Source organism: Pedobacter sp. N36a (assembly GCF_014472395.1).
Lineage (GTDB): Bacteria > Bacteroidota > Bacteroidia > Sphingobacteriales > Sphingobacteriaceae > Pedobacter.
This window is the reverse complement of sequence record NZ_JACSZW010000013.1, coordinates 69,203-93,062: the sequence shown is the minus strand read 5'-3', so window position 1 is coordinate 93,062 and position 23,860 is coordinate 69,203. Positions and strand designations below refer to the sequence as shown.

Annotated in this window: 23 protein-coding genes; 12 read left to right on the top strand and 11 right to left on the bottom strand. The window is 41.8% G+C overall.

What is annotated here, in order from left to right; translation table 11 throughout:
• The first annotated feature begins 2 nt into the window (after positions 1-2).
• Positions 3-179: a hypothetical protein gene (locus H9X96_RS20585; RefSeq protein WP_187668090.1), complete on the top strand. Its 177-nt coding sequence runs from the start codon at positions 3-5 to the stop codon at positions 177-179.
• Here H9X96_RS20585 and H9X96_RS20580 read toward each other — a convergent pair.
• From H9X96_RS20580 to H9X96_RS20560, 5 genes are all read right to left on the bottom strand, one after another.
• Entirely contained in the window at positions 169-1,389 is a 1,221-nt protein-coding gene (locus tag H9X96_RS20580) for a GAF domain-containing sensor histidine kinase (protein ID WP_222943950.1), read from the bottom strand. The two genes, H9X96_RS20585 and H9X96_RS20580, sit on opposite strands and share 11 nt — an antisense overlap.
• A gap of 116 nt (positions 1,390-1,505) precedes the next feature.
• Positions 1,506-2,444: an NmrA family NAD(P)-binding protein gene (locus tag H9X96_RS20575; protein ID WP_187668089.1), complete on the bottom strand. Its 939-nt coding sequence runs from the start codon at positions 2,442-2,444 to the stop codon at positions 1,506-1,508.
• Positions 2,431-2,838: a hypothetical protein gene (locus tag H9X96_RS20570; protein WP_187668088.1), complete on the bottom strand. Its 408-nt coding sequence runs from the start codon at positions 2,836-2,838 to the stop codon at positions 2,431-2,433. Before H9X96_RS20570 ends, H9X96_RS20575 begins: the two co-directional genes overlap by 14 nt.
• A gap of 14 nt (positions 2,839-2,852) precedes the next feature.
• Positions 2,853-3,845, bottom strand: coding sequence for a DUF6268 family outer membrane beta-barrel protein (locus H9X96_RS20565; protein ID WP_187668087.1), 993 nt, complete (start codon positions 3,843-3,845; stop codon positions 2,853-2,855).
• 66 nt (positions 3,846-3,911) lie between these two features.
• Entirely contained in the window at positions 3,912-4,802 is an 891-nt protein-coding gene (locus H9X96_RS20560) for an AraC family transcriptional regulator (RefSeq protein WP_187668086.1), read from the bottom strand.
• Positions 4,803-4,889: 87 nt separating this feature from the next.
• Between H9X96_RS20560 and H9X96_RS20555 the strand changes: the two genes are divergently transcribed.
• Complete coding sequence (locus H9X96_RS20555; protein ID WP_187668114.1) at positions 4,890-5,210, top strand: PepSY-associated TM helix domain-containing protein; 321 nt, start codon at positions 4,890-4,892, stop codon at positions 5,208-5,210.
• 80 nt (positions 5,211-5,290) lie between these two features.
• On the opposite strand, the gene H9X96_RS20550 is transcribed toward H9X96_RS20555, so the two are convergent.
• The gene (locus H9X96_RS20550) at positions 5,291-6,007 is read right to left on the bottom strand and encodes a YqjF family protein (RefSeq protein ID WP_187668085.1); all 717 of its coding nucleotides are present in this window, start codon (positions 6,005-6,007) and stop codon (positions 5,291-5,293) included.
• 172 nt (positions 6,008-6,179) lie between these two features.
• On the opposite strand from H9X96_RS20550, the gene H9X96_RS20545 reads away from it, so the two are divergent.
• The gene (locus H9X96_RS20545) at positions 6,180-6,869 is read left to right on the top strand and encodes an OmpW family protein (RefSeq protein ID WP_187668084.1); all 690 of its coding nucleotides are present in this window, start codon (positions 6,180-6,182) and stop codon (positions 6,867-6,869) included.
• 92 nt (positions 6,870-6,961) lie between these two features.
• On the opposite strand, the gene H9X96_RS20540 is transcribed toward H9X96_RS20545, so the two are convergent.
• Positions 6,962-7,804 carry a GNAT family N-acetyltransferase gene (locus H9X96_RS20540; protein WP_187668083.1) on the bottom strand — a complete coding sequence of 281 codons (843 nt, stop codon included), beginning with the start codon at positions 7,802-7,804 and terminating at the stop codon, positions 6,962-6,964.
• Between the two features lie 189 nt (positions 7,805-7,993).
• Here H9X96_RS20540 and H9X96_RS20535 point away from each other — a divergent pair, with 189 nt between their 5' ends.
• Positions 7,994-8,257, top strand: a complete 264-nt coding sequence (locus H9X96_RS20535) for a hypothetical protein (protein ID WP_187668082.1) — start codon at positions 7,994-7,996, stop codon at positions 8,255-8,257.
• A gap of 47 nt (positions 8,258-8,304) precedes the next feature.
• Here the strand turns inward: H9X96_RS20535 and H9X96_RS23160 are convergent, their stop codons facing one another.
• Both H9X96_RS23160 and H9X96_RS20525 read right to left on the bottom strand, forming a co-directional pair.
• On the bottom strand, positions 8,305-8,466 hold the full coding sequence (locus tag H9X96_RS23160) for a sulfatase/phosphatase domain-containing protein (RefSeq protein ID WP_370576765.1): 162 nt from the start codon (positions 8,464-8,466) through the stop codon (positions 8,305-8,307).
• 26 nt (positions 8,467-8,492) lie between these two features.
• The gene (locus H9X96_RS20525) at positions 8,493-9,275 is read right to left on the bottom strand and encodes a tryptophan-rich sensory protein (protein WP_187668080.1); all 783 of its coding nucleotides are present in this window, start codon (positions 9,273-9,275) and stop codon (positions 8,493-8,495) included.
• A gap of 211 nt (positions 9,276-9,486) precedes the next feature.
• Here H9X96_RS20525 and H9X96_RS20520 point away from each other — a divergent pair, with 211 nt between their 5' ends.
• Genes H9X96_RS20520 through H9X96_RS20495 form a run of 6 tightly spaced genes read left to right on the top strand, consistent with a single transcriptional unit; the run spans position 9,487 to position 14,592 of the window.
• Positions 9,487-10,095: a MarR family winged helix-turn-helix transcriptional regulator gene (locus H9X96_RS20520; RefSeq protein WP_187668079.1), complete on the top strand. Its 609-nt coding sequence runs from the start codon at positions 9,487-9,489 to the stop codon at positions 10,093-10,095.
• A 21-nt stretch (positions 10,096-10,116) separates the two neighbouring features.
• Positions 10,117-11,616 (top strand): NAD(P)/FAD-dependent oxidoreductase, encoded by a 1,500-nt coding sequence (locus H9X96_RS20515; protein WP_187668078.1) that lies wholly within the window; start codon positions 10,117-10,119, stop codon positions 11,614-11,616.
• 2 nt (positions 11,617-11,618) lie between these two features.
• Positions 11,619-12,455: a phytoene/squalene synthase family protein gene (locus H9X96_RS20510; RefSeq protein WP_187668077.1), complete on the top strand. Its 837-nt coding sequence runs from the start codon at positions 11,619-11,621 to the stop codon at positions 12,453-12,455.
• A complete protein-coding gene (locus tag H9X96_RS20505; protein ID WP_187668076.1) occupies positions 12,452-12,979 on the top strand; it encodes a hypothetical protein in 528 nt (175 codons plus the stop codon). The genes H9X96_RS20510 and H9X96_RS20505 overlap by 4 nt, the downstream gene beginning before the upstream one ends.
• Complete coding sequence (locus H9X96_RS20500) at positions 12,972-13,448, top strand: sterol desaturase family protein (RefSeq protein ID WP_222943949.1); 477 nt, start codon at positions 12,972-12,974, stop codon at positions 13,446-13,448. The genes H9X96_RS20505 and H9X96_RS20500 overlap by 8 nt, the downstream gene beginning before the upstream one ends.
• Entirely contained in the window at positions 13,435-14,592 is a 1,158-nt protein-coding gene (locus tag H9X96_RS20495) for a lycopene cyclase family protein (RefSeq protein WP_187668075.1), read from the top strand. Before H9X96_RS20500 ends, H9X96_RS20495 begins: the two co-directional genes overlap by 14 nt.
• A gap of 85 nt (positions 14,593-14,677) precedes the next feature.
• Here H9X96_RS20495 and H9X96_RS20490 read toward each other — a convergent pair whose 3' ends face one another.
• Together H9X96_RS20490 and H9X96_RS20485 are read right to left on the bottom strand one after the other, a co-directional pair.
• Entirely contained in the window at positions 14,678-14,947 is a 270-nt protein-coding gene (locus tag H9X96_RS20490) for a hypothetical protein (protein WP_187668074.1), read from the bottom strand.
• A gap of 55 nt (positions 14,948-15,002) precedes the next feature.
• Complete coding sequence (locus tag H9X96_RS20485) at positions 15,003-19,037, bottom strand: two-component regulator propeller domain-containing protein (RefSeq protein WP_187668073.1); 4,035 nt, start codon at positions 19,035-19,037, stop codon at positions 15,003-15,005.
• Between the two features lie 343 nt (positions 19,038-19,380).
• Between H9X96_RS20485 and H9X96_RS20480 the strand changes: the two genes are divergently transcribed.
• Both H9X96_RS20480 and H9X96_RS20475 read left to right on the top strand, forming a co-directional pair.
• Positions 19,381-22,335: a TonB-dependent receptor gene (locus H9X96_RS20480; RefSeq protein ID WP_187668072.1), complete on the top strand. Its 2,955-nt coding sequence runs from the start codon at positions 19,381-19,383 to the stop codon at positions 22,333-22,335.
• Between the two features lie 9 nt (positions 22,336-22,344).
• On the top strand, positions 22,345-23,853 hold the full coding sequence (locus H9X96_RS20475) for a RagB/SusD family nutrient uptake outer membrane protein (protein WP_187668071.1): 1,509 nt from the start codon (positions 22,345-22,347) through the stop codon (positions 23,851-23,853).
• Positions 23,854-23,860: the final 7 nt, after the last annotated feature.

Here is a 23,860-nt window from a genome sequence, read left to right as displayed (position 1 = left end):
CCATGGGTATTAGCCCAGCAAACGGTCAGGAATGGCTGAAAAATCCGAAGATAGAAATCGTCAATCTGTCCTCAAGGAAAACTCCTGGCATCACTACTTATTATCGGGACCGTTATATCCCGATATTAATCGACAAGGTAAAAATGTTATGGCAATGGGTCTTAGGTGCTATTCCTTAACTTTCTTTTTAAAAGGGATGCTTACGTTAAAACAGGCACCTGAACCACTGACGTTGTAAACTTCCATCGTACCTCCCAGGCCTTTAACCAAATGCTGCACCAATTCCAATCCGAAGCCATACCCCTTTTCTCCACAGGTGCCAGCTGTACTTGAACCACCGCCATCTTCCAGGTGCAGCAGCGCGGCTTCAGTAATGCCTTCCCCGGTATCTGATATCTTCAAATCCAGCAGATACTGCTGCGCTTCTTCCTTTAAACTCAGGTCAACTTTTACGATCCCAGTTTCCGGCGTAAACTTAATCGCATTAGAAATTAGATTCCCTGCGATTTGCAGCAATTTATTTTTTGGGAAAGGTGATAAAGTATCTCCCTCCTTCAGCTGTATTTGCAGGTTAATGTTTTTGTTCTTAGCCTGACCATTATAAAGGTTCTCTAATTTACATTTGAATACATTCAGGTTCATTTCATCTTGTGCCAGCTTCCTGTTTTGCTGTTCCTCGGTAAGGATCTCATCGGCCAGTTCCAGCAATGATTTACTGCTTTTGTGGATCAGCTGGATAAACTCCAGCACTTCATCGAGTTCGTTGGCATTACCTTGCTGAACGATGATATTGGACAAGCCAATGATCCCCGCCAACGGTCCGCGAATGTCATGGGCCACTTTATTTTTTACATCATTGGCATTTTTTACCTGGTCCTTCAAGTCTTTTATGGTCCGGTAAGTATAAATGCGGTTGATGACCTGATCTGCAATAATTTTCAGCATTTCAATCTTTTCAGGGCTCAGGTGTTTAGGTTTGGTATCCACCACACATAGCGAACCTATCTGATGACCTTCAGGGCCATTAATCGGCACCCCTAAATAATATCGAAGCGACAAAGGTGCCCTGGTAAAATCCTTATCCTTAAAACGATCGTCCAAAGACAAATCTGAGACTTCAAACTGCGGCTGTCCCATAATGGTATGCTGACATAGCGACTCTTCCCTGGGTACTTGCTGTATGTTTAGCCCATGATTGGCAATGGTCCATGTAGTATAAGAATCAATTAGGTTGATCAATGAAATCTCCGTTCCAGCTACTTTTGCAGCAAGCATAGCAAGGTCTTTAAATTCTTCGGAATGTTCAGAATAATCTAAATCAAGTTCAGATAAGCTCAACAATCTCTGCATCTCATTTTGTGGTACCGGATAAGTTTCTATTGACATCATTTTTTTTTAACCCGCTGCAATAATATTACACTTATCAGGATTAAACAAGTTTTAGAGCGCTAATCTCTAGCAATTTTCTATAAAACTCTTTGTAGGAGGCTGTTGAAATTAAAGGGCTATCCGAAGATAGCCCGGGCGGTGGTGCCAACTAGTTTCCAAAGCGGCTTTCTTGTAAAAAGATGCCTGGATTCCTGCAAATATTCCTCCATGATTCGCGGTTTTCTTAAAATTAAACTGCTGACCGTTTCGCGATTTGGCTCCGGGACCTTTATGGCTAGATGATCGAGTTCCACAAGATGCCTGGCCAGCCATTCTGGTAATTTCGCTTTGCTGATCAATTGATCAAAAAAATCATCTGCACTGAGGTTCACATAATCGATTTTACGGCCTGTGACCTGAGATAATTTCGCAGCCATTTCTATATTTGTAATGGCCTGAGGCCCTGCTAACACCACCGAGCGCTCCTTTAATGCTTCGCTTGCCAGTAAATAGTGTACCGCAGCGCTGGCTACATCCCGACAATCAATATAATTTCTTGGCGCATCAGCTAAAGCGCCGTAGATTTTACCAAAGTATTGAATCGTCAAGGTATTTCGCTCCCAATTCTGCATAAAAGAATGAGGCCTCAGACAGCAGAATTCATCCATGTTTTCATAAAGATAGTAGTCTATTTTATGATGCCATTCGCTGACCTCTACTTTCGCAGTAGCAGGAACTATGGGTGCAGACAACTTAACGATTCTTCTTACCCCGCTTTTTTTAGCTGCATCAATGATCTTGATTTCATGCTCCACCTGATTCGGGGAAGTTGCCGTTAAAAGAAACACGACATCGGCTCCGGCACAGGCGGTTTTCAGGGATTCGCTTGAATTTAAATGAGCACTGACATAACTGATGTTCGAGGAGCCCAGATCAGCCAATACTGGATAAGGACGTTCTGGATTCCGAAGAACCCCTCTGACCAGACAGTTGCAATTCTTTAATTGGCGCATCACCTCGGTCCCAACGGTGCCAGTGCAGCCAAAAACAACGATTGTGGGTTTAATTCCGAGCATCTTCATATTTTTTAAATTGGTAACGGATGGTTAGTATTGCTGCGCCTAGAAAGGCAGAAAAGGTAATATTAAAGCGTTCAGACTGGAGGTTAAATATGGAGGAAAAACATCCCCCTAAGCTCATCATGAACAGGATGATCAGTATGGATCGTATCAGCTTCTGCTGTACCAGAATCTGTCTCGATTCCAATTGCCAAAGCAGCATAAAGCTGAGCACCGTGGACAATAAGGAGGATAAGCCTATGGTCGTATAGCTGGCCTGCATCAGCTCATTTTTGTGCAGCAAAAAACCAGAACTAAAAGACATTAAAGCAGGGAATACATAAGATGGAACCGCGGCAGCAACCAGCGTACGCAGGTTGAAGGCGGAATTCAGTTGATTTCTATTTTTCATCAGCGCTCCTCAGATTATCTTCTACCCATGCGGTAAGTAAGCGCCCCTTTTACATAACCCATATTAGAAATCGAGAAATCATTTACCGTCTTTTGCTGCGTATCAAACAGTTCATAACGATTCAAAAGTCCCATTCCTGCCTGTACCTGGATCCATATTCCGCCAATCAAACGCTGATGCACCTGCAAGCCGGCATGGATGGTCGAGAATTGCGCATAATCGACTTCTTTTCCATTATAACCCCGATAATTTTTCAGATTAAACCGCGTCCAGTCTATTGATCCGGCCAAGCCCAGTTGGGTACTTGCCCTCACATTATAGAGCACATTTAACCTTGGCCAATAAAATTGTGCTAACCATTTATTGTTGGTACTCCGGTAATCAATTGAAATTCCAGGCGTAACCAGCGTCTCTCCGAATGAATACAGCACATGAACCCCAAGTCCGATTTCAAGATTCGATTCCCTGCCAAATTTCCTGGACATCCCGAGTATGCCATCCAGGATCAAATCATCAAATGAAACCGATTTCTTAAAATCTCCGGCAAGGGTTGGCATTGCGATTCCCAAAATGGACCATTTGCTGGAAATCGGGTGTCGGATGATGATGACAGATTTTATCTCATGGATTTTGTCAATTTGATTCGGATCACCTGCTGTACTCCTATTATAATTAAAATCCATCAAACGGTAGTTCAGGTTACTAAAAATACTGGTTTTACCGATACTAAATGGCGGAATAGCCAGCCAGGCATCATAAGTATTCAATTGAAACTTATTCCCTGACAGCGCACTTTCTGGAGGCAAGTCATTAAAGCTGGCTTTTTGATGGACAGTTGCCGCAACACCAGCCACATCCTGAATCATCTGGCTATGCCCTTTGGTTGAAAAAAGAAGAGTTAAAGCGGCTATCCAAAGACACAACCATTTGGTCATTCCTTTGTATTTACAATAGGCTTTAGTTGGGAACCTGGCCCCGGACTTTCTAACAGTGATTAACGTTTTCATTTTCTTTGTATTTGATCACACAAAGGTGGACTGAAAACAAGTATTGCTTTAAAACTAAACCACTATTTACTCGGACAAATCCTGCATAAATGCGATTCGGTATTCCGAGGGAGTCAGCCCTGTAATCTTTTTAAACAGACGCCCAAAATAACTAGGATCACCATAGTTGAGTTCAAAGGATATTTCTGAAATACTCTTGGTCAGGTCCTGTAAAAGCAGCTGACTTTGCAGCACACATACTTTGTTGATCCACTCTTTTGGACTTTCTCCTATAGTTTCCTTGATACATCTATGGAGATAATTTTCAGAAACAGAGAGTTCAGACGCATAAAACACCACCGACTTATGCTGCAAATAATGCTTATAAACCAATTCCTTAAAATTGAAAGTCAGTTCAGTACTTCGATTGATACTTTTACTAAGTTCTTCACTAGAGCTAAAGATTTTCTGCAGTCCAGCCTGTAAAAGAGAAAAACAAATACCAAGGTTTGGATTTGGAGAATAAAGCTCCAGGCGCAGCAGCTCAAATAAAGCAGTAAGCCATGCACTGCTCTCCTCTGATAAATGAATAATTATATTGGCGGAAAAGAGTTTAATCAACTCCTTTTTCGATAGCAACTGGTTCAGCGTCTGATCTTCAAATAAAATCATCTGCCCTGCTGCATCCGGACTTACCTCCTGTAAGGAGGTCACATTCCCTTGTCTGACAAACAAGATTTCATGCTTTTTTATAGACACTAAATCCGCATCTACCTGCTGTTTCGCACTACCTCTGGTCACATGAACAATAAAATTAAATTCTGGCCGGTGCAAAGGTGTAGGCACTTTAATAAAACCAGAGGTTTTTTCAATATCATGGATCTGAATAGCGGTCTTTAAAACCTCATGGTCAGTTGACATCCCAGACATGTATTGTCCGCTGAAATCTGTTGGAGTGATTCTCTTTATTTTAGTCACAGGGTAAAAATAAGTGTTATTTGACAACTAGCAACAAAGGAAAATCAACAAAAGCATTCAGCCAATCCTAAAGTTGGAGGTCTCGAAATCCATGTACCTGACCATGCAAAGTCAGCCATTAAAGTCGCGATAAATCCGGATACGGATACTTTCTGGAAGGCAGATTACCTTTATTACGATCAGTACACTTTAAAGGAAATGGAGGTCAGGCATAGCTACGGGAAACTAAAAAACGCAAGTATGGCAGATAAAATAACCAGGATGAATTACGACATCCATATCGGTGCAATAGCTGGCCTGCCGGGTAAAATATTGGCATTCTTGGCGAGCTTAATCGCCGCAAGTCTGCCCATCACTGGATTCCTGATCTGGCGTGGCCGCAAAAAGAAAAAAGCCAGCCAGGAATAAAAAATTAGGAGCAATCTGATACAACTGAAGATATAGTGCCCCAGTATCAACGGCCCTAGCGATGAACAAAGCAGGAGAAGCTAAACGAAACGCAGCGTATTCTTCCGTTCCACTGTAATTTCCGAGCCCTCTGCCAGCATGACTGATGCAGGGCTCTTTTCATTCAGAAACTTAAAATCCTTTCCGTAATTAAGTTCAAAGTCTACCGCGATATTGAAGCTATTTACTTTATATTCCATCCATCTCGGATGCCTGACTTCGTACTCGTTCGTTACCGTATCTGTAAGCTTTGCATACCCCCAATAATGTTCTGTAATGAATTCAGCTTCACTCCCTTCTTCAATCTCCGACAAAGTCAGGGCGGAATTCACACCAAATAACTGCCATTTATCTTTATACTTCCATTGATACTCTACACTTAACTCTTTCTCCGTTTCGGAAAAACGATGTTTCATGGGCATAGACTGATAGTTCTCTTTATAAACCGTATTCGCTATGAACGTCAGCGCAAATTTTGGTACGATTTCTTTTATAAAACAAACCCCTCTTTTCCAAACTTCTCCCTCCTTATACTTCACATAGAATCGTAAATTCACCTCTTCAAAATTAGCATGAAAAGGAACACGAATTCCCAGTAACCTGGTTTCTTTAAATAGAAAGCCGATTAAACTCACATAGCAATTTCCATTAAATAAATCGATCTCCGTGCCTGCTGGCAAATAAGGATAGAGGAGCGCTTTATCTACTGCGTAATTCGCAATAGCTAGTTTTCTCCATTCCGCCGTTAAAAAACTCATCCAGCAATTTACATAAAAATACTTGAGTCACTGTCCATTTAAATATGATCCCGATCAAATTATCAAAATCACCACTGGATAAAACCTGCCGAAGGTCAGATTAATCGATGTTTTCGCGCATTTTTTTAATAGGTATTCCAGGATAGATTTGTCCTAAATAAATATCAAAATTATGAAAAGGTTAAGTATACTTATGGCCCTATTGATGACTGGATTTTGCGCATTTTCACAAAGCAGCCAGTCTACCGAAAAATGGAGAATTAGATTAAGAGGTGTGGCGGTAATCCCTCAGGAAAGTGCGTCAATTGGCGTAATTAGCGGGGATGCAAAGATTTCTACGTCTTTCATTCCTGAACTGGATTTCACCTACTTCTTTAACAAGAATTTCGCGGCAGAACTGATTCTGGGTACGACCAGACATGAAGTCCACACGGTAGGTTCCGACCTCAGTGCCATCGGTGCTTCCAATTCAGCAGATGTAGATCTGGGGAAAGTATGGTTGCTTCCTCCTACCCTGACCCTGCAATATCACTATCCTGTTGGGAAATTTAATCCATACCTGGGTGCAGGTGTCAACTATACGATCTTTTATAGTGCAGACGCTGGGCCTACGGTAAAAGACATCAAATACAAAGATAAATTTGCCTTTGCAGCTCAGGCTGGTTTTGACTATGATATCAGCGATAAATTCTTTATTAATGTGGATTTGAAGAAGATTTTCCTTTCTACCACAGCAACTGTTGATGCTTCAAATCTGACACCAGCAGCTAGTCCCCAGTTGGCTCCAGTGTTGGGCAGCATCAATGCAGATGTGAAAATAAGACCATGGTTACTAGGCCTAGGTTTTGGTTGTAAATTCTAAGGTTTAATCCCTAAAATTTCCCTGATTTGATGACTGGATTGCCCTTACAAGTGTTAGACAACATTGGGGGCAATCCGGTTCATTAAACGTTCTTATACTGTTCTGCTCATCTCGAACTGCGAGAGGTGTTCGCGAAGGCCCTGAGCCTTTAAGAATGCCAAAATGGAAGCCGCATTATGATCTACATTGAAGACATATACTTCCTGCTGACCCACTGCCTCATTAATATAGGAGCACAACTCTGTACCAATTCCTTTATTTCGATAATCCTTAGCAACAGCTAACTGATTTACTTTTCTTGATGTCGGATTAAACACCGCATATCCTACCAATAAATCCTTCTGGTAAGCCCCTACAAACCGACAATTTTCTTTGGTATTTTCTAAGGATTGAATCTCATTCTGCCAGGATGGTTTTGTATCCCAAAAAGAAACCAACTGAGGCCAGTCAACCAGATCAATTTCTTTCAATGTGCTGACCTGCTGATTCTTTTTAACCTCCAGCTTTCCTTTATAGCAGTCCAGCGTTCTCCGCACAGTGTATCCCATTTTCTCATACGCTTTTATGGCAGGATGATTTCCAGTGATCACCTCTAACACCATTTTACGCACCTCTAGCTTTTTCAATTCAGGAAGCAGGTATTCATACATTTTGCGGACTAATCCTTTCCCCCTCTGATCTGGAATTACCCCAGTGGCACCATTATAAACTGTTAATCCTTCTTCTGTGTCCCGTAATCCATGTAACATGCACCCTACCATTTCATCTCCATCAAACACGCCCAAGGACAATTCCAGCTTGATGTCCTCTGCTTTAATTTTAGCTTTCAATATTTCTAAATTCAGCTGCAGAGGCACAATATAATCCGAAAATGAAAGATTTATCACTGCCACCAATTTTTCAAGATCAATATTTTCTAAGTTTTTTATTTCCATATTCAGTAACACTAGCTCATTATAACAATTCTACCTTACCACACCTGCCTAATCTACAATTTTTCCATTATAACGCTGCAGGCCTCCACTCTAGTTGCAATATTAACAAGATTATCGCTAAATTTGTCGCCCAAATGAGCAGAAGGTGCCAAAAGCTCCGAATACTTTAAATTATTACCTAAAATATAAATGGAAGAGAATGACTTTGTAGCCATCTGGCTGGAGGAAAGTGGAAACCCCGCTATAGAAGAATTAACACAGCTGAACCAGGATCTTGCCAGCAAGACTTCAAAAATGTTAGCCAACAACGTCCTTTCAGAAAATGACCTTGCTATAGCCTTGGACATCAATCCTGACGAGATCAAAAGATGGCTGATGGGCAGACATCCATTTAGTCTAAAGATGATCAAAGAAATCTCTGGTACACTGGCAGTTTATACGTCGCAAAACTAGCATTTAGCTGATTTTCCACCGGCGATCATGGTAGAGGATCAGCGTCCCTATTGTTCTAAATATTCCAAGACAAATGCAGCCCCTCCTGGGCCCTTTCCGTAGTAAAAAATCAGTTTATAACGCTGGTCTCTGATTCTAAAAGGAGCTGGTCTGGCTTTACTATGCTCCCAATAACGGTAGTACATAGATTTGCGCCAGTTTTTTCGAATTTTACCTTTTAAATTGTCCTATTGTTTTACATCTTTTCTAAAGAACTCTGACGATTTCTCAAAGCGCTGATACTAATGAAAACAAATATAATCACTGCCACCACATAACAGGCATACACTATTGATTCGGGGCCATTTTTGCTTCCATTGGAGACTGCAATTGCGATTAATGCCCAAATACCAACCGATGCATATTCGCGCATATTTCGGAGCCTAACCATCACAATATTGATCAATCCCGCTGCGGCGATCATGATAATAGTCCAGGTAACCGCAGAAATCCCCCATCCATTCCACTGAATTTTAGTCAGGTAGGCAGCTATATTCGCAATAAAAGCAACAGAAATCCATCCGGAATACAATGCAAATGGCCAATAAATAAGCAGGTAACTTTTAAATGGGTGCGCATCCAATTCCATTCGGGTATTGATGATGATCTTACACAAAGAAATCAGCAATACTGCCATCAGTAAAACCGATAAAGCGGTGTAATCAGATAACCAGGCTAGCACCCAAAGGGAATTGGCAAGGCAGGAAAGGACAAACCACCAGCCTATTTTTAAAATTATGGAATCTTCCGCCTTACTTTTAGAGAAATCTCGCCAAGTGTAAAATACAAAAGCAATCAGACCGATATAAATAAGCCCCCAGATGGAGAATGCATATCCTGCAGGAGTAAAATAATTGAAATACCGATCAGATATGGTCTTCATGGTATTCCCATTCAGCATTCCTGAATTAGAAAGATAGTTGACCAAAATTGTGACCAATAAAGCGATGCCATTGGAGATAGGAAGTATTTTCTTCATGTTATTTTTAATTAAATAGCGCTGTTATACCGGAAGATCCTATTTTCCAATAGCGCATCGGTACCTGAATAACAGCCTCAGTGTAAATTTGTTCAAGCCAATATTAGTATATTAATACACATAAATATAAGCCAAAAATAAAATTAATTAATCCATTAGTTCAATTTAACACTATATTAGCGTAATTACTAGTCTACCCCGATTTTAAAATATGCAATACGATTTAATAAAGGACCTGATCAGTCTAGTTGAGATTTACGAAGAGGAGTCTGATCAGCACCCTCAGGACGTCCATTCATTTGGACAATGGCTAAATGAATATTGCAAAAAGGAAGGCGTTCAGATGCCTTCAGCGCCTGAATGGGAAGGGAAATCTAAAGGACGATCAGCTGATAGTGTGATTAATACTTCATTAGTGCACCTGTCCAGATATGCAAAATTACAGGGAAAGGCGGCGATTGCAAACACTGCATTTTCTACTCCTGATGATTTCATTTATTTGATCAGTCTGGTTGCATTCGGCAGCATGACAAAAACCGCGCTGATCAAATTGAATGTTCATGAAAAGTCAGCGGGGATACAAATCATTAATAGGTTAATTAGTATGGGATTAGCAGAACAAACTACGATTGATGCGGACAAAAGGAATAGAATGATCCACATCACTTCAAAAGGATCCCAGCTTTTAAATGAAAATATGGAGAATATAAGAGCTGCAACAAAGAATGTTACTGAACCTTTGTCTCAGGAGGAAAAAATCCAATTGATCAAATTACTAACCAAGCTTGAAGATTTTCACGAGGCAAAGGCAAGAGGATAGTCATCAAAATAAACCACCAGCATGTCAATTACAACAAAGAACGCTCAAACTAAAATCGCCATCATTGGTGCGGGTTTTGCCGGAATCAGTGCGGCCGCTTACCTGTCTAAACAAGGTTACCAGGTGGATGTTTATGAAAAAAACGCAGACATCGGGGGAAGGGCACGCCAGCTGATTACCGATAACGGCTACCTGTTTGACATGGGCCCAAGCTGGTATTGGATGCCAGAAGTCTTTGAAAAGTTCTTCCATGATTTCGGTTACAAAGCTGCAGATTTTTATGAGCTGCAATTGCTTGATCCTGGATTTAGTGTTGTTTTTGGTGCTGATGAGGTGTTAAATATTCCTGCAAATTTTGAGGAATTGTGCCAGTTATTTGAATCTATAGAAACTGGGAGCGCCGCAAAGCTAAAAGAGTTTTTAGCCGAAGCCGCCTATAAATACAACACCGGCATGGGTAAACTGGTGTACAAACCCGGACTTTCCTTAATGGAATTTGCCGATGTAGACCTGATCAAGGGCTTGTTTAAGCTGCAGGTATTTACCTCTTTCAGTGCGCACGTTAAAAAATATTTCAAAGATCCCAGGCTCATTGCATTGATGGAATTCCCGGTGCTTTTTCTCGGCGCAATGCCAGAAGATACGCCCGCACTGTATAGCCTGATGAATTATGCGGGGTTGAAACTAGGCACCTGGTACCCCAAAGGTGGCTTTGGAAAAGTGATCCATGCAATGAAGACTATTGCAGAGCTGCAGGGTGCTAAATTTCACACCAATGCCGCGGTATCCGCAATCGATGTAAAGGAAAATCAAGTGGTCAGTTTAGCTTCTGAAAGAGGAACCCATCATTATGATGGATTGATCGCTGCTGCAGACTACCACCACGTAGAAGAAAAACTGTTAAATACTGCGCAGAGAAATTACTCTGAAAAATATTGGGACAACAGAGTGCTTGCTCCCTCCTGCCTCATTTTCTATTTAGGGGTAACCACTAAGGTAGCGCGTTTAAATCACCATACTTTATTCTTTGATGAGGATTTAAAAAAACATTCACAGGAGATCTACAAGCAAGCGCAATGGCCAACAAAACCATTATTCTATGTCTGCTGTCCAAGTGTCACCGATCCCTCGGTAGCCCCAGCTGGTCATGAGAACTTATTTGTATTGATGCCGCTTGCCACTGATATCGAAGATCCTGAATCCATCCGGGAACAATATTTTGATTTAATTATGGACCGACTGGAAGCCTATACCGGAACGCCAATACGCCAGCACCTGGATTATAAAAAAAGCTATTGTGTCAGTGATTTTATCACAGATTACAACTCTTTTAAAGGAAATGCGTATGGCTTAGCCAATACGCTGATGCAAACCGCAAACCTCAAACCAACCCTAAAGAATAAAAAAATCAGCAATCTTTTTTATGCCGGACAACTTACTGTGCCCGGACCAGGAGTTCCCCCATCGATTATTTCTGGAAACCTTGCCGCTCAACAATTGATTAAGCACCTAAACAAATAGCCATGAAAGAGATATACGATAAGCTGTCAGCAGCCTGCAGCGAAATGATCACCAAGCGTTACAGTACTAGCTTTTCATTAGGCATCTATTTTTTAGAGGAAAGACTGCGTCATCCGATATATGCCATTTATGGCTTTGTAAGACTAGCAGACGAGATTGTGGATAGCTTCCATGATTACGACAAGCCTATTTTATTGTCCAAATTTAAAAGAGATTGCTTTGAAGCGATTGAAGACGGAATTAGCCTGAACCCTATCCTCAACTCCTTCCAGCAGGTGGTAAACAAATATGACATTGATAAAGCGCTGATAGAATTGTTTCTTCGCAGCATGGAAATGGACCTGGAACAAGCACATTATACCCCCGAAAAATACAACGAATACATCCTTGGATCGGCTCAGGTGGTAGGCTTAATGTGTTTACAAGTTTTCACAGAAGGTGATAAAGCACAATATGAAAAACTAAAAGATTCAGCCATGCAGCTGGGTTCTGCTTTTCAAAAGGTAAATTTCCTTAGAGATGTGAATGCAGATTATTATACCTTAAGCCGAAACTATTTCCCAAATGTAAACTTATCGGCTTTTTCCAACACGGAAAAAAAACTGATTGAAGAGGAAATAGAAGAAGAGTTCAAACAGGCATTGATCGGCATCCGACAACTACCGGCTTCCTCAAGAAATGGTGTTTACCTGGCTTATGTATATTATAAAAAACTGTTTCATAAAATTAAGTGCAGTACCGCTGAGAAAGTCATGTCGCAAAGGATCAGAATTTCCAATGCCCATAAATTTGGATTGATGTTTGACTCCATTATCCGTTACAAAACGAATACCATATGAAGAAAACAGTCTTTTTGATGTTCATGCTGCTGGTGACCAGCACTTATGCAGCAGAACCAGAAATTCAGGAAATAAAACAGCTGTTCCATGCCTCCGCAAAAAGCAAAGCCGCAGCAGACCAACTTTTAAAGCTGTTAGCAGAGGTTACGGAGTCCTCCAGCCCGTTATTAATTAGCTACAAAGGAGCTGCAGAAATGATGCAGGCCAAATATGCGTGGAGTCCAATCAGTAAATTTAAGCGGTTTAACAAGGGTAAACGCCTGATAGAAACCGCTGTAAAAAAAGCACCTGACCATTTGGAAATAAGATTCTTAAGACTCGCTATTCAAACGAACCTGCCTGCTTTCCTGAACTACAATGGCGACATCCAAAATGATAAAAGCTTTGTACTGGCCAATTTAAAAAACACCAAAGACAAAACATTAAAGCAAAACATAGTGAAATACTTGTCGAATTCTAAATACTGTACCGCGGAAGAAAAGAAACAATTAGATTTGGAGCTAATAAAGTATAACCATGGATAACTGGATGATTTATTTATTGATTACCATAGGTACTTTTATCTTTATGGAAGGAGTGGCATGGTTTGCCCACAAGTTTATCATGCACGGGTTATTGTGGGTACTGCATAAAGACCACCATCAGAAAAAACCACATTTCTTTGAAAAGAACGATGCCTTCTTCCTAATATTTGCTACGCCTAGCATTCTTTTGTTCTTTTTCGGCGCTGAACAAGGATTCAACTGGATGTTTTACATAGGATTAGGAATCTTACTTTACGGAATTGCTTATTTCATGATCCATGATGTCGTCATCCATCAACGTTTCAAGTGGTTTTCAAGGAGTGACAACACCTACATAAAAACGATCAAAAGAGCCCATAAGATGCACCATAAGCACCTCGACAGGCATCATGGGGAATCCTTTGGCATGTTGTTCGCAGCAAGAAAATACTGGCAGCAGTCTCAAAAGAACAAGCATGGAGCACTTTGATTACATCATAGCAGGAGGCGGATGTGCTGGACGAAGCCTTGCGGTCAGGTTGCTGCCCTATCTACAGGCCACCAATAAACGGGCATTACTGGTAGACTATGCGGAGAAAAAATCCAATGACAGAACATGGTGTTTTTGGGAACAAGATCCGGATGTATTTGAGCCCGCCGTTTATCGGAAATGGAAGCAACTATCATTTGCCAGCAAGTTCCTTGACAGAGAACTGGACATTCAGCCTTATCAATATAAAATGATCCGTGGGCTGGATTTCTATGCGCATACGGATCAATTATTAGCAAATCAGCCACAGTTGATCCACTTACAAGGAAAAGTAGAAAGGCAGTACACTGAAAAAGATCAGGCTTGTGTAGTGATTGATGGGAAGACTTTCAGCAGTGATTATGTGTTCAGCAGTATTCCTCAGGTCCAGGAGAAAAAACCGGATCGTTACCAATATTTTCTGCAGCATTTTGAAGGCTGGGTGATAGAAACTGAAGGCAATACCTTTGATCCTGAATCTGCCACATTGATGGATTTTAATACCTCACAGCAAGCAGGCACCTCATTTGTGTATGTATTACCACTCAGTGCAAACCGTGCATTAGTGGAATATACGATCTTTTCTAAGCAAGAGTTAGCCCCTGAAGATTACAGCGCCGCATTGCAGCAATACATCCGGGAGCAGCTAAAATGTGAGCAATATACCATCATAGAACACGAGCATGGTGTAATTCCAATGACTGATCACCCGATCAAACGGCAGCAGGAGCGCATTATTTATCTAGGTACTGCAGGAGGATTTACTAAAGGTTCTACCGGTTACACCTTCCGATTTATCCAGAAAAATACCGCAGCAATTGTGCAGCAATTGATGAAATCCGGACATCCAAACATTCCAGCGATATCATCGCCGAGGTTTGAGTTGTATGATGCCACGCTTTTACATTTGCTCGATTCTGAACGCATTTCCGGCGAAGAAATCTTCTCCAGGATGTTCAAGAAAAACAGCGCCATGAAAATCCTGAAATTCCTGGACAATGAATCTTCTCTCTTAGAAGAACTGCAGATTTTTAGTACGCTGCAGAAGACAGAATTCGCAATGGCTTTATGGAACCGTACTTTAAAATTAATACGCAGCAATTAGCGAACCTCCGAGGATAGCGCTGTTTTCTAATTTCCTTTGTTTTTTAATTAGAGACAAAGGTCATAAAATGTAGTTTACACTCCATTCATCCACCTTGCATATACCAAAAAGCTTCTCCTGTAATCTTCCCTTTTTTAATGGTGTATAAAGCGAAGCCTCCTTCATCTGAAGGGATTTTATACTGACCTTCCAATGGTTTGTTATTCAAGGAAAGCACCATTTCAGTACTATCTCTGTTATAGGTCTTCAGCAAATGCTTCCAGCTGATCTCTTCCGGCAGCTGCGCGAAAAGATTTGTACTGATCAAAAGAAGGGAGCAGCTGAGCTTTAGCGCAAGATTTTTAGAGAGATTCATCGTTTCGATTATTTCCTGAAGATAAGGATTTAGGTCATACAAAAAACCATAACGCTTATTTGATCAGATTAAATTCTTTACTAAAAGAATTTCGGTATTTCTTAATGTAATCCGAAGGATTCATCCCATATAATTTCTTGAATTGCAGCCTGAAAAACTTGATATCATAGATGCCTACCTGAAAAGCCGCTTCATTCACATTCGTATGGGTACTCAGCATCAGCAATGCCGCCTTGCGCAACCTGATAGACCGAATAAATGCATTTAAAGATAAGCCGGAGACAGATTTCACTTTTTTGTAGAGGATAGAATAGCTTAAATTACAAGAGCTGGCCAGCCATTGTGCATTGAAATCTTCGTTGCTTAAATTCTCCTCCACAATGGCCATACACTTCTCCAGAAAAGCTTTATAGGTCGCAGATATTTTCTGGTTGTTATTCCGGAGGGTGATGTTGTCTCTAAAATATTGGTGCAAAGTATCTCGGTTGTCCAATACGGCATTGATTTTAGCCAGCAGCAGGTCCTTGTCAAAGGGTTTAATGATGTAATCATCTGCTCCACTCTCTATCCCCTTCAATTTACTTTCCGCAGAGCTGAGGCCGCTTAAAAGAATCACAGGAATGTGATTCAGCATAGGGTCAGTTTTTATCTTTTTACAGAGTTCAACGCCATTTCCTTCCTCCATCAGCACATCACTGATCACCAGATCGGGCACCTGTTTTTGTGCCATTTCAAACCCAGTCAGACCGTTCTCCGCTTCATAGACTACAAACTGCTGACTAAAAATTTTCTTCAGGTACTGTCTGAGTTCTTTATTGTCATCTACGATCAGCAAGGATTTTTTTTCAGTAATTTCCAGCGTATTGATACTGGGAGCCTCCACAATTTCCTCCTCTGGAATCTGTTCCAGCCGCTGAACCACCTTATTTTCCTGCTGTGCTGCTGAGCGCATAGCGGGATCAAACCACATTCCTTTTTTCAGTTTGATTTGGAATGAAGTCCCTGTACCCGGCTCACTGGAATAGCTGAGTGCAGCCTGATGACAATCAATAAACTGCTTCGCCAGATACAAACCGATCCCAAAGCCGATCTCCTTATTTTTTGAGCTGTTTTTTTCCTGATAATACTTTTCAAAGAGTTTGTTCCTGACATTTTCGTTGATCCCACATCCGGTATCATTGATGAAAATCCTGACCTCCGTTTCATTTTCTTCTACCTTGAACAAGATACTGCCGTGAGCAGGGGTAAATTTAAAAGCATTGGAAAGGAGGTTAAAAAAGATAATTTCTAATTTTTCATAATCGCCAAAAACCATCAGGTCATAGTTCGCACATTCAAACTCATAATGAATATTCTTGCTCAAAGCAATTTTCTGGTAGCTTTCAAAAGTATCTTTACACAGCTGGTAAAGGTTCAATTCAGAGAGCTGAACCATAGCCGTTTCCTGATCCGTTGTCCGGAACAACATCAGCTGATCCACCAAGGTCAATAAACGGCTTGCATTCCTGTAGATGACCGTCAATTCCTGCTTCAACGCATCTTCTGTTTTACCGATGAGTTCCTTCACCGGGTTCACAATTAAAGTCAGCGGAGTTCTCAATTCATGGGTAATGTTGGTGAAAAAAGAAAGCTTCTTCTCATTGAGTTCTTTTTCCTTTTCAGTTTCCATTTGTGCCAGACGCACTTTATAGTTCAAATCCAGCTGCTGTCGTTTATACCGCACATATAAATAGCTCCCCAGACCAATCACTAAGGCGTATAGGGAATAAGCCCACCAGGTTCGCTGCCAGGGTGGCAGCACCACCAAACTGACTAACTTTTCATCTCCCCACTCCCCCTCACTATTGCTTGCTTTGAGATGAAGGACATATGTTCCTTCCTTTAACCTGCTGTAATTTGCCGTCTTTACTTTTCCTGCATTGATCCAATTGTTATCCCATCCTTCCAGGAAATAAGCATAATTAATTTTATCAGGTTTGGAATATTCCAGACTAGTGAACCCGAAAGATAGCGAGGCTTTATCGTAAGGAATCACCAGCTGATCAATTTCTCCGGCTGTTGTCTTTTTAATAAATCCAGCATTCAAACTATCGCTTACAGGCTTATTGTTTATACTCAGTTCCGTCAGTAAAACCTGCTGTTTATCTCTGGAGAAGCTGATTTCCTCTGCGGAAAACACATTGAATCCTTTAATCCCTCCGAATATCAGTTCCCCGGATTTTAACCTGGCAGCTGCCAGATAACTGAATTGGTTGCTTTGCAAACCATCGGAGGCAAAGAAATTATGAAACTTTCTAGTACTTGGGTTGAATTTCGAAAGCCCATAAAAAGTACTCAGCCAAAGTGTCCCCTCCTGATCAGGAAGGACATTCAATACCGCATTATTGGGCAGCCCATCACTTTCTGTAAATCGCCTGTACTTCTTGCTGCTGGTATTCAGTGAAAGTAGTCCACCGCCCTCCGTTCCAAGCCACAATACATCTCCTTTATCTTCCAGAATAGCCCTAACCCGATGTCCAATATGATAAACCAGGTGTTTTTTTAACACTTTATCGATGCGGATTAACTTACTATCCGTACCCGCCCACAAATTACCTTTACGGTCCTCCACAAAGCAGAGTATGTTTCCAATCGCATCATCAAACAATTCAAAGCGCTTCAGCCCTGGATTGAACCGATACAATCCGCCATTGTCGAATGTACTTGCCCATAAATGATGTGCTTTGTCTTCGTATAACTTCCATACGTTTTTAAATTCCAAACCATGGGCGGGATGGATACAACTAAAATGCTCAAAAGTTCCTTCGGATTTATTGAAACGGTGAATTCCACCCCCCCAGGTAGCTACCCAAATGCTGTTTTGATGGTCATTTAAGATGGTCGTGATATTATTACTGCTTAAACCATTCCTAGCTTCCTTTTTATAGTTTACATATACATTCCTTTTGCGGTCCCAAAGGTTCAGCCCATTCCCATCCGTCCCTATCCAGATGTTATTGGCCCCATCCTCCGCAAAAGAAGAGATAAAATAGTTATGGTAACTGTTCTTTTCCGAAGGATGAGGACTCTGCGTTTTAAAGCGGTACCGCTGATCGTCTACGATATTTATTCCCCCTCTTAAAGTGGCTACCCATACCCTGCCTTGCTGATCTTTTAACATTCCCTTGATGGCAGTACTGGTAAATAACTCTTCCCCATTCGGCCTGAGCGGATGAATTAGCTTTCCTTCATGGCTATTCATCATAAAAATACCACCGCCATCTGTACTGATGCAAAGGCGATCAGGTTGATCAAAATACAAACTGGTGACTGGCCGGGGCAATGCCTTAAAGGAGAACCTCTTGTCGGAGACCCCATAATGATATATTCCAGAGCTTGTGCCCAGCCATAGGTTCCCCGAAGCGTCTGCCTGAATACAGGAGGCATTTTTCAAAGTGCTGCTCTGGAGGCTGACTGTCTGAGTTTTTCGGTCATATTTACATAAACCCAAGCCCTCAATAAACAACCAAACCTGGTTATTTTTATCCCTTTCGATAGCCGTTACCTGGTAAGAAACCCGCTTTGAGGAGCCTGCTAAAAATGGAATCTGGATGGTCTTTCCTGTTGCCGCCATATACAGCAGCAAGCCGTCTTTGGCAGTGCCGATCAGCATGTCATTTTTTCCTTCTCTTTTTAAGACCGTCGTATTGTCTACCAGCTGCTTTCCGGGTTTCGAAAGCGCCTTAAAATATAGCGTATTGAACTTTTCCTGAGCGGCATTATAAATGGATACCCCGCCCATCGTACCAATCCAGAGATTTCCAGCTTCATCTTCAGCCAGGCATTGAATCCTGTTGTTGATCAGCGAATTTCCATCCTTTAGCTTCTTTCTGAAAATCTTGAAACTGTAGCCATCGTAACGGTTTAATCCATCAAAAGTACCAAACCACATAAAGCCATTCCTGCTCTGAAAAAGACAGTTTACCTCATTGTTGGATAGGCCATTTTCTATGCCTAAATAGAATACAGAAGAAAAGTCAATCGCAGCTGAAGGTAAGGTGATCCACAATAATGAAACAGTGATCGCAAGGGTTCTAAAAGGAGTCAACATGAGGAGGTAAAGGAATATGATATCTAGGGCTGAATGTAAGTATTATTTGTGTTTTATATAGGGAACCTATCGAGTTTACCCCCCTTTTTTAACTACTTCACCCCCTATTCAGGCTACTATTCCTATATACCTTAGCAAAGCGGTTCAGCACATCTTATCGCCAATTACCTAACCTAAACCAAATATTATGTAGACACCAGCCCCATTATGCGCTGTTTTATTCTGAACCAATTCCAGGTTACCTCCTTCTTCAGTCAAAAAAACCAAATTCTAAATACAAAAAACAACCAAATTAATTATGATCAAACGACTACAGCCTTCTTCTATTTTTAAACATGCGCTCATGCTCCGACTCCTACTGCTCCTGCTCTGTTCCGGCTTTAGCACCGCCTATGCCCAGCAGGTCATCACCGGAAAAGTCACCAATGAAGGTGCCCCTTTACCTGGAGTGGTGGTCAGGGTAAAAGGAGCTCCCGTATCCACACAAACAAATCCAGACGGTAAATTCTCCATCAATGCTCCTGCAGATGCCACGCTAATTTTCAATTACGTGGGGATGAAAGAAAAGCAAATGCCTGTAAACAACCAAAAAGTGATTACCGTAGCTTTAGAATCTGATGTGAAAACCCTGGATGCGGTTGCTGTAATCGGTTACGGGACCCAAAAACGTAAAGACCTGACCGGATCTATTGCAACCCTAAAATCCGACAGTTATAAAGATCAGCCCGTACTCAATGCAGCCAATGCCTTACAGGGAAGAGTAGCTGGTGTTGCCGTTACCCAAAGTTCTGGTGCACCTGGTGGACAAGCAAAAATCAGGATCAGAGGGGCCAATTCTATAGGTGGCAGCAATGAACCTTTATATATTGTAGATGGCGTAGCGCTGGGCAGTATCGGCATCCAGGACCTCAATGTAAATGATATTGAAGCAATGGATGTGTTAAAAGATGCCTCAGCTACTGCTATATATGGTTCAAGAGGCGCGAATGGTGTAGTCATTGTGACCACTAAAAAGGGGAAATCAGGTGCTGTAAAAGTGGCCTACAACAGTTTCGTCAATTTCAGCAGTCCAATGAAAAGATACAAACTGATGGATGCGGTCACCTATGCAAACATGGCCAACCTATCGGCGGGCAGTCCGGTGATCCCCAATCCAGAATCTTACGCGGGTAAAACAACAGATTGGCAAGACTTGCTTTTTAAAGATGCCATCACCCAAAACCATCAGCTTGCTGTAAATGGAGGTTCTGAAAATGTAAAATACTATGTCTCCGGTTTTTATACCGATCAGGATGGATTACTAGTGAATACCAACCAAAAGAAATTTGGGCTCCGCACCAATCTAGAGGCGAAGTTAAATAGTAAAATCTCCTTCGGAATCAACCTTTTTGCACAACGCATCAACTCCAAAAACAACGGACTGCAAACTTCAAAAGCAAATCCGGTCATGGCTTCCATCGCCTGGGCGCCAACAGAACCAGTTTATGATGATGAGGCAACCAAACAATACAACCGAACCGGATTGTCTCCGATCTGGCCAAATCCATATATGACGAGCATGGAAAGCGACAATAATGTGTTTGCTAATGTGGCCACTATGAATGCCAACCTGAAGTATAACATTACAGACTGGCTAACCTTTACCTCTACTTTTGGATTAGACCTGAACCTGTCAAAAGCAGCTGCTCTTTCCAACAACTGGATTTCCCAGGGCAATATGAAATCTGCACAGAGCTTTTCCGAAAACTACAACTTCCAGAACAACAATGTCCTGACCTTTCATAAAGTCTTCAATGAAAAACATGACCTTACCATCACCGCTGTGGAAGAGAGCACGCAAAATACTTCCAGCAGCTTTAGTGCCAATGGATCTGGTTTAAGCACTACTTCTAACGGGTATTATAACCTGGGTCTGAACACCGCTCAAAGTATTTCATCCGGCTATTCCCAATGGTCAATTCTATCGTTTATGGGTAGAGCTGCCTACAGTTACGATGGGAAATACATGGCCACAGTGACCATTAGAAGAGATGGATCTTCCAAGTTTCAGGGAGATAATAAATGGAGTAATTTTCCTTCCGCAAGTTTAGGCTGGAATATGTCTGAAGAATCCTTCATCAAGAAACTGAATGTATTTTCTGCACTTAAACTGAGAGCAGGCTGGGGAGTAACCGGAAACCAATCCATTGCCCCTTACAGTACCTTGGGCTTATTGAGTCCGGTAAATTATTCTTACGGAAGTACGACCTCCTTTCAGGGCTATACCCTTGGTAATCCAAATACACCGGATATCAAATGGGAAACCACAAAACAGGCTGATATCGGTGTGGACATGAGCTTTTTCAACAGAAGACTGAATATCACAGCAGATTACTACAATAAAAACACGACAGACCTGCTGCTCTTCACCCCGATCGACAATTATCTGGGAGGTGGCACGCTGTTAAAAAATATCGGTGCGGTGAACAACAGAGGTTTTGAATTTATGGTGGATTTCAATGCGATTGACCATACCGATTTCAAATGGAATACCAGCTTTAATGCTGCTTTGAATAAGAATAAAGTGGTCAGCCTTGGTGAGCAAACCATGATCAGGCGTGCACAAATTGGCGGTGGCTTAATTAACTCCCCTATTCAGGTGATCCAGGTGGGACAACCATTAGGTTCCTTCTACCTGATCCCATGGGAAGGGGTATACCAAAATGACGAGAATGGACATAAAGCCGGTGATTATAAATACACTGACCTGAGTGGAAACGGGACAATTGGCTTTGAAGACATGGTGATCTCAGGAAATGCCATGCCTAAAGTCCAATGGGGCTTCAACAATAATTTTAATTACAAGAATTTAGAATTGAATGTATTCATTCAAGGTGCTTATGGACATAAAATATTCAATGCCACCTATGCCGCCTCAGCAATTGCCAGCAGTGATGTCGCCTATCCAACACTTGCCGCAGCAGCCGATTACTGGACGCCTCAAAACACAGGTTCCCTATGGGCAAATCCGACAAGTACGGCAAAAGAATACATTGAATCCACACAATTCCTGCAAAACGCAGCTTATGCCCGACTCAAGAACGTCAGCCTATCTTATAATTTCCCTAAAAGCATGCTGAAGTTTGGCAATGCAAAACTTACCCTAAGTGGTCAAAATTTATTTACCATCACTAAATACAAAGGATTTGACCCTGAGGCCAGTTCAACTGCTGCAAACAGCGATTCAGATGCCGGCATTGATTTAGGTGCCTACCCTTCTCCAAAAACCTTCACCATTATGCTTAATCTAACCTTTTAATCTATTCCAATGAAAAAATATATCATTACCCTCCTGATACCTACGATGCTTGTCTGCTCCTGCAAGAAAGATTTCTTAAAGGAAGACCCTAAAGGGAGCATCACTCCTCAAACTTTTTACAAAACTGCGGAAGACCTGAATTCTGCCACTCTGGGCATTTCCTTAACGTATAACCTGGCCTGGAATCAAACCGGCGGACTGGCCACTACTTTTGGCAGTGATGACATTACCACCCATGCCGGAGGAAACAAAATGGGTTTCTCCAATTTCGACACCTTTCAGGCCAACTCTTCCAACGACAGGATGACCATCTGGTGGAACTATTTCTATAAAACCATCAAATCTTCTAATTCTCTGATAGAGAATTACCCTAAGGCAACGGAAGCTACGGAAGTACAGCGGAACAACTCGGCTGGAGTAGGCTATTTCTACCGCGCCATGTCGTATTTCTTCCTGACCCGTACCTGGGGTGCAGTACCAATGCCTCTGCAGGCAAATCTGGAGCCGCAAAACAATGCTTCCCCACAGGAAGTTTATAATGTGGTGATCGCAGACCTTCAAAAAGCAGAAACAATGCTGCCTGATGCCTGGTCTGGTCCAAGACGACAAGGAAGCACAGACATCCTGCCTACAAGAGGTTCCGCAAAAGCATTGCTGGCCAATGTATACCTGACCATGGCTGGATGGCCATTGAAACAGGCCGACAAATATGACCTCGCCGCCAAAAAAGCCAAAGAAGTGATAGATGGCAAAGCAATCTGGGGTTATGGACTGGTTAATGCCTATTCAGACCTTTGGGATAAAGATTCCAGATTCAACAAAGAAGCTGTATTTGCTTGTTATTACAATAAAAATATGCCCAGCATCTGGGATTACGGAGACAACTGGGGTAACGGCAGTCAGATGGGACCTCCCAACTTCGCCCCTGGTGAAGAAGGTGGATGGGATGAAGCTTTCGGGGAGATTGCCTTCTATAATAAATTCCCTGCAGGCCCGAGAAAAGATGCCACTTACCAAATGGTTTACTTCCTAGGTAACGATCCAGCTAAAGCGGTAGATTATACCAAACTGACGCACAAGCACCCTTATTTCTTAAAATACAGAGACGATGAATCCTATGATCCTGTTAACCATAAACTGAAAGATTGGTGGGGAAGTGCAACGGTGTACATGATCCGCTATGCAGAAGTACTTTTAACTTATGCGGAAGCAAAAGCGATGTCGTCTGGCGGACCAGATGAGACGGCTTACCAGGCCATTAATGAGGTCAGAAACAGAGCAGGATTAGGGGAATTGGCAAAAGGTTTGAATCAAACAGATTTTAGAAATGCGGTAGTCGCAGAAAAAGGCTGGGAATTTGCCGGTCCTGAGCCTGCTGCCAGATGGTTTGACCTGATCAGAACGGAAACTGTAGCCAAAGCTGCTGCAGACCGTGACCCTTCAGAGCTACCATTAAAAGGTAAACCAAATGATTTGACACATGAATTTTATTGGTCGCCATTGCCTATCATTAAATAAACCATAA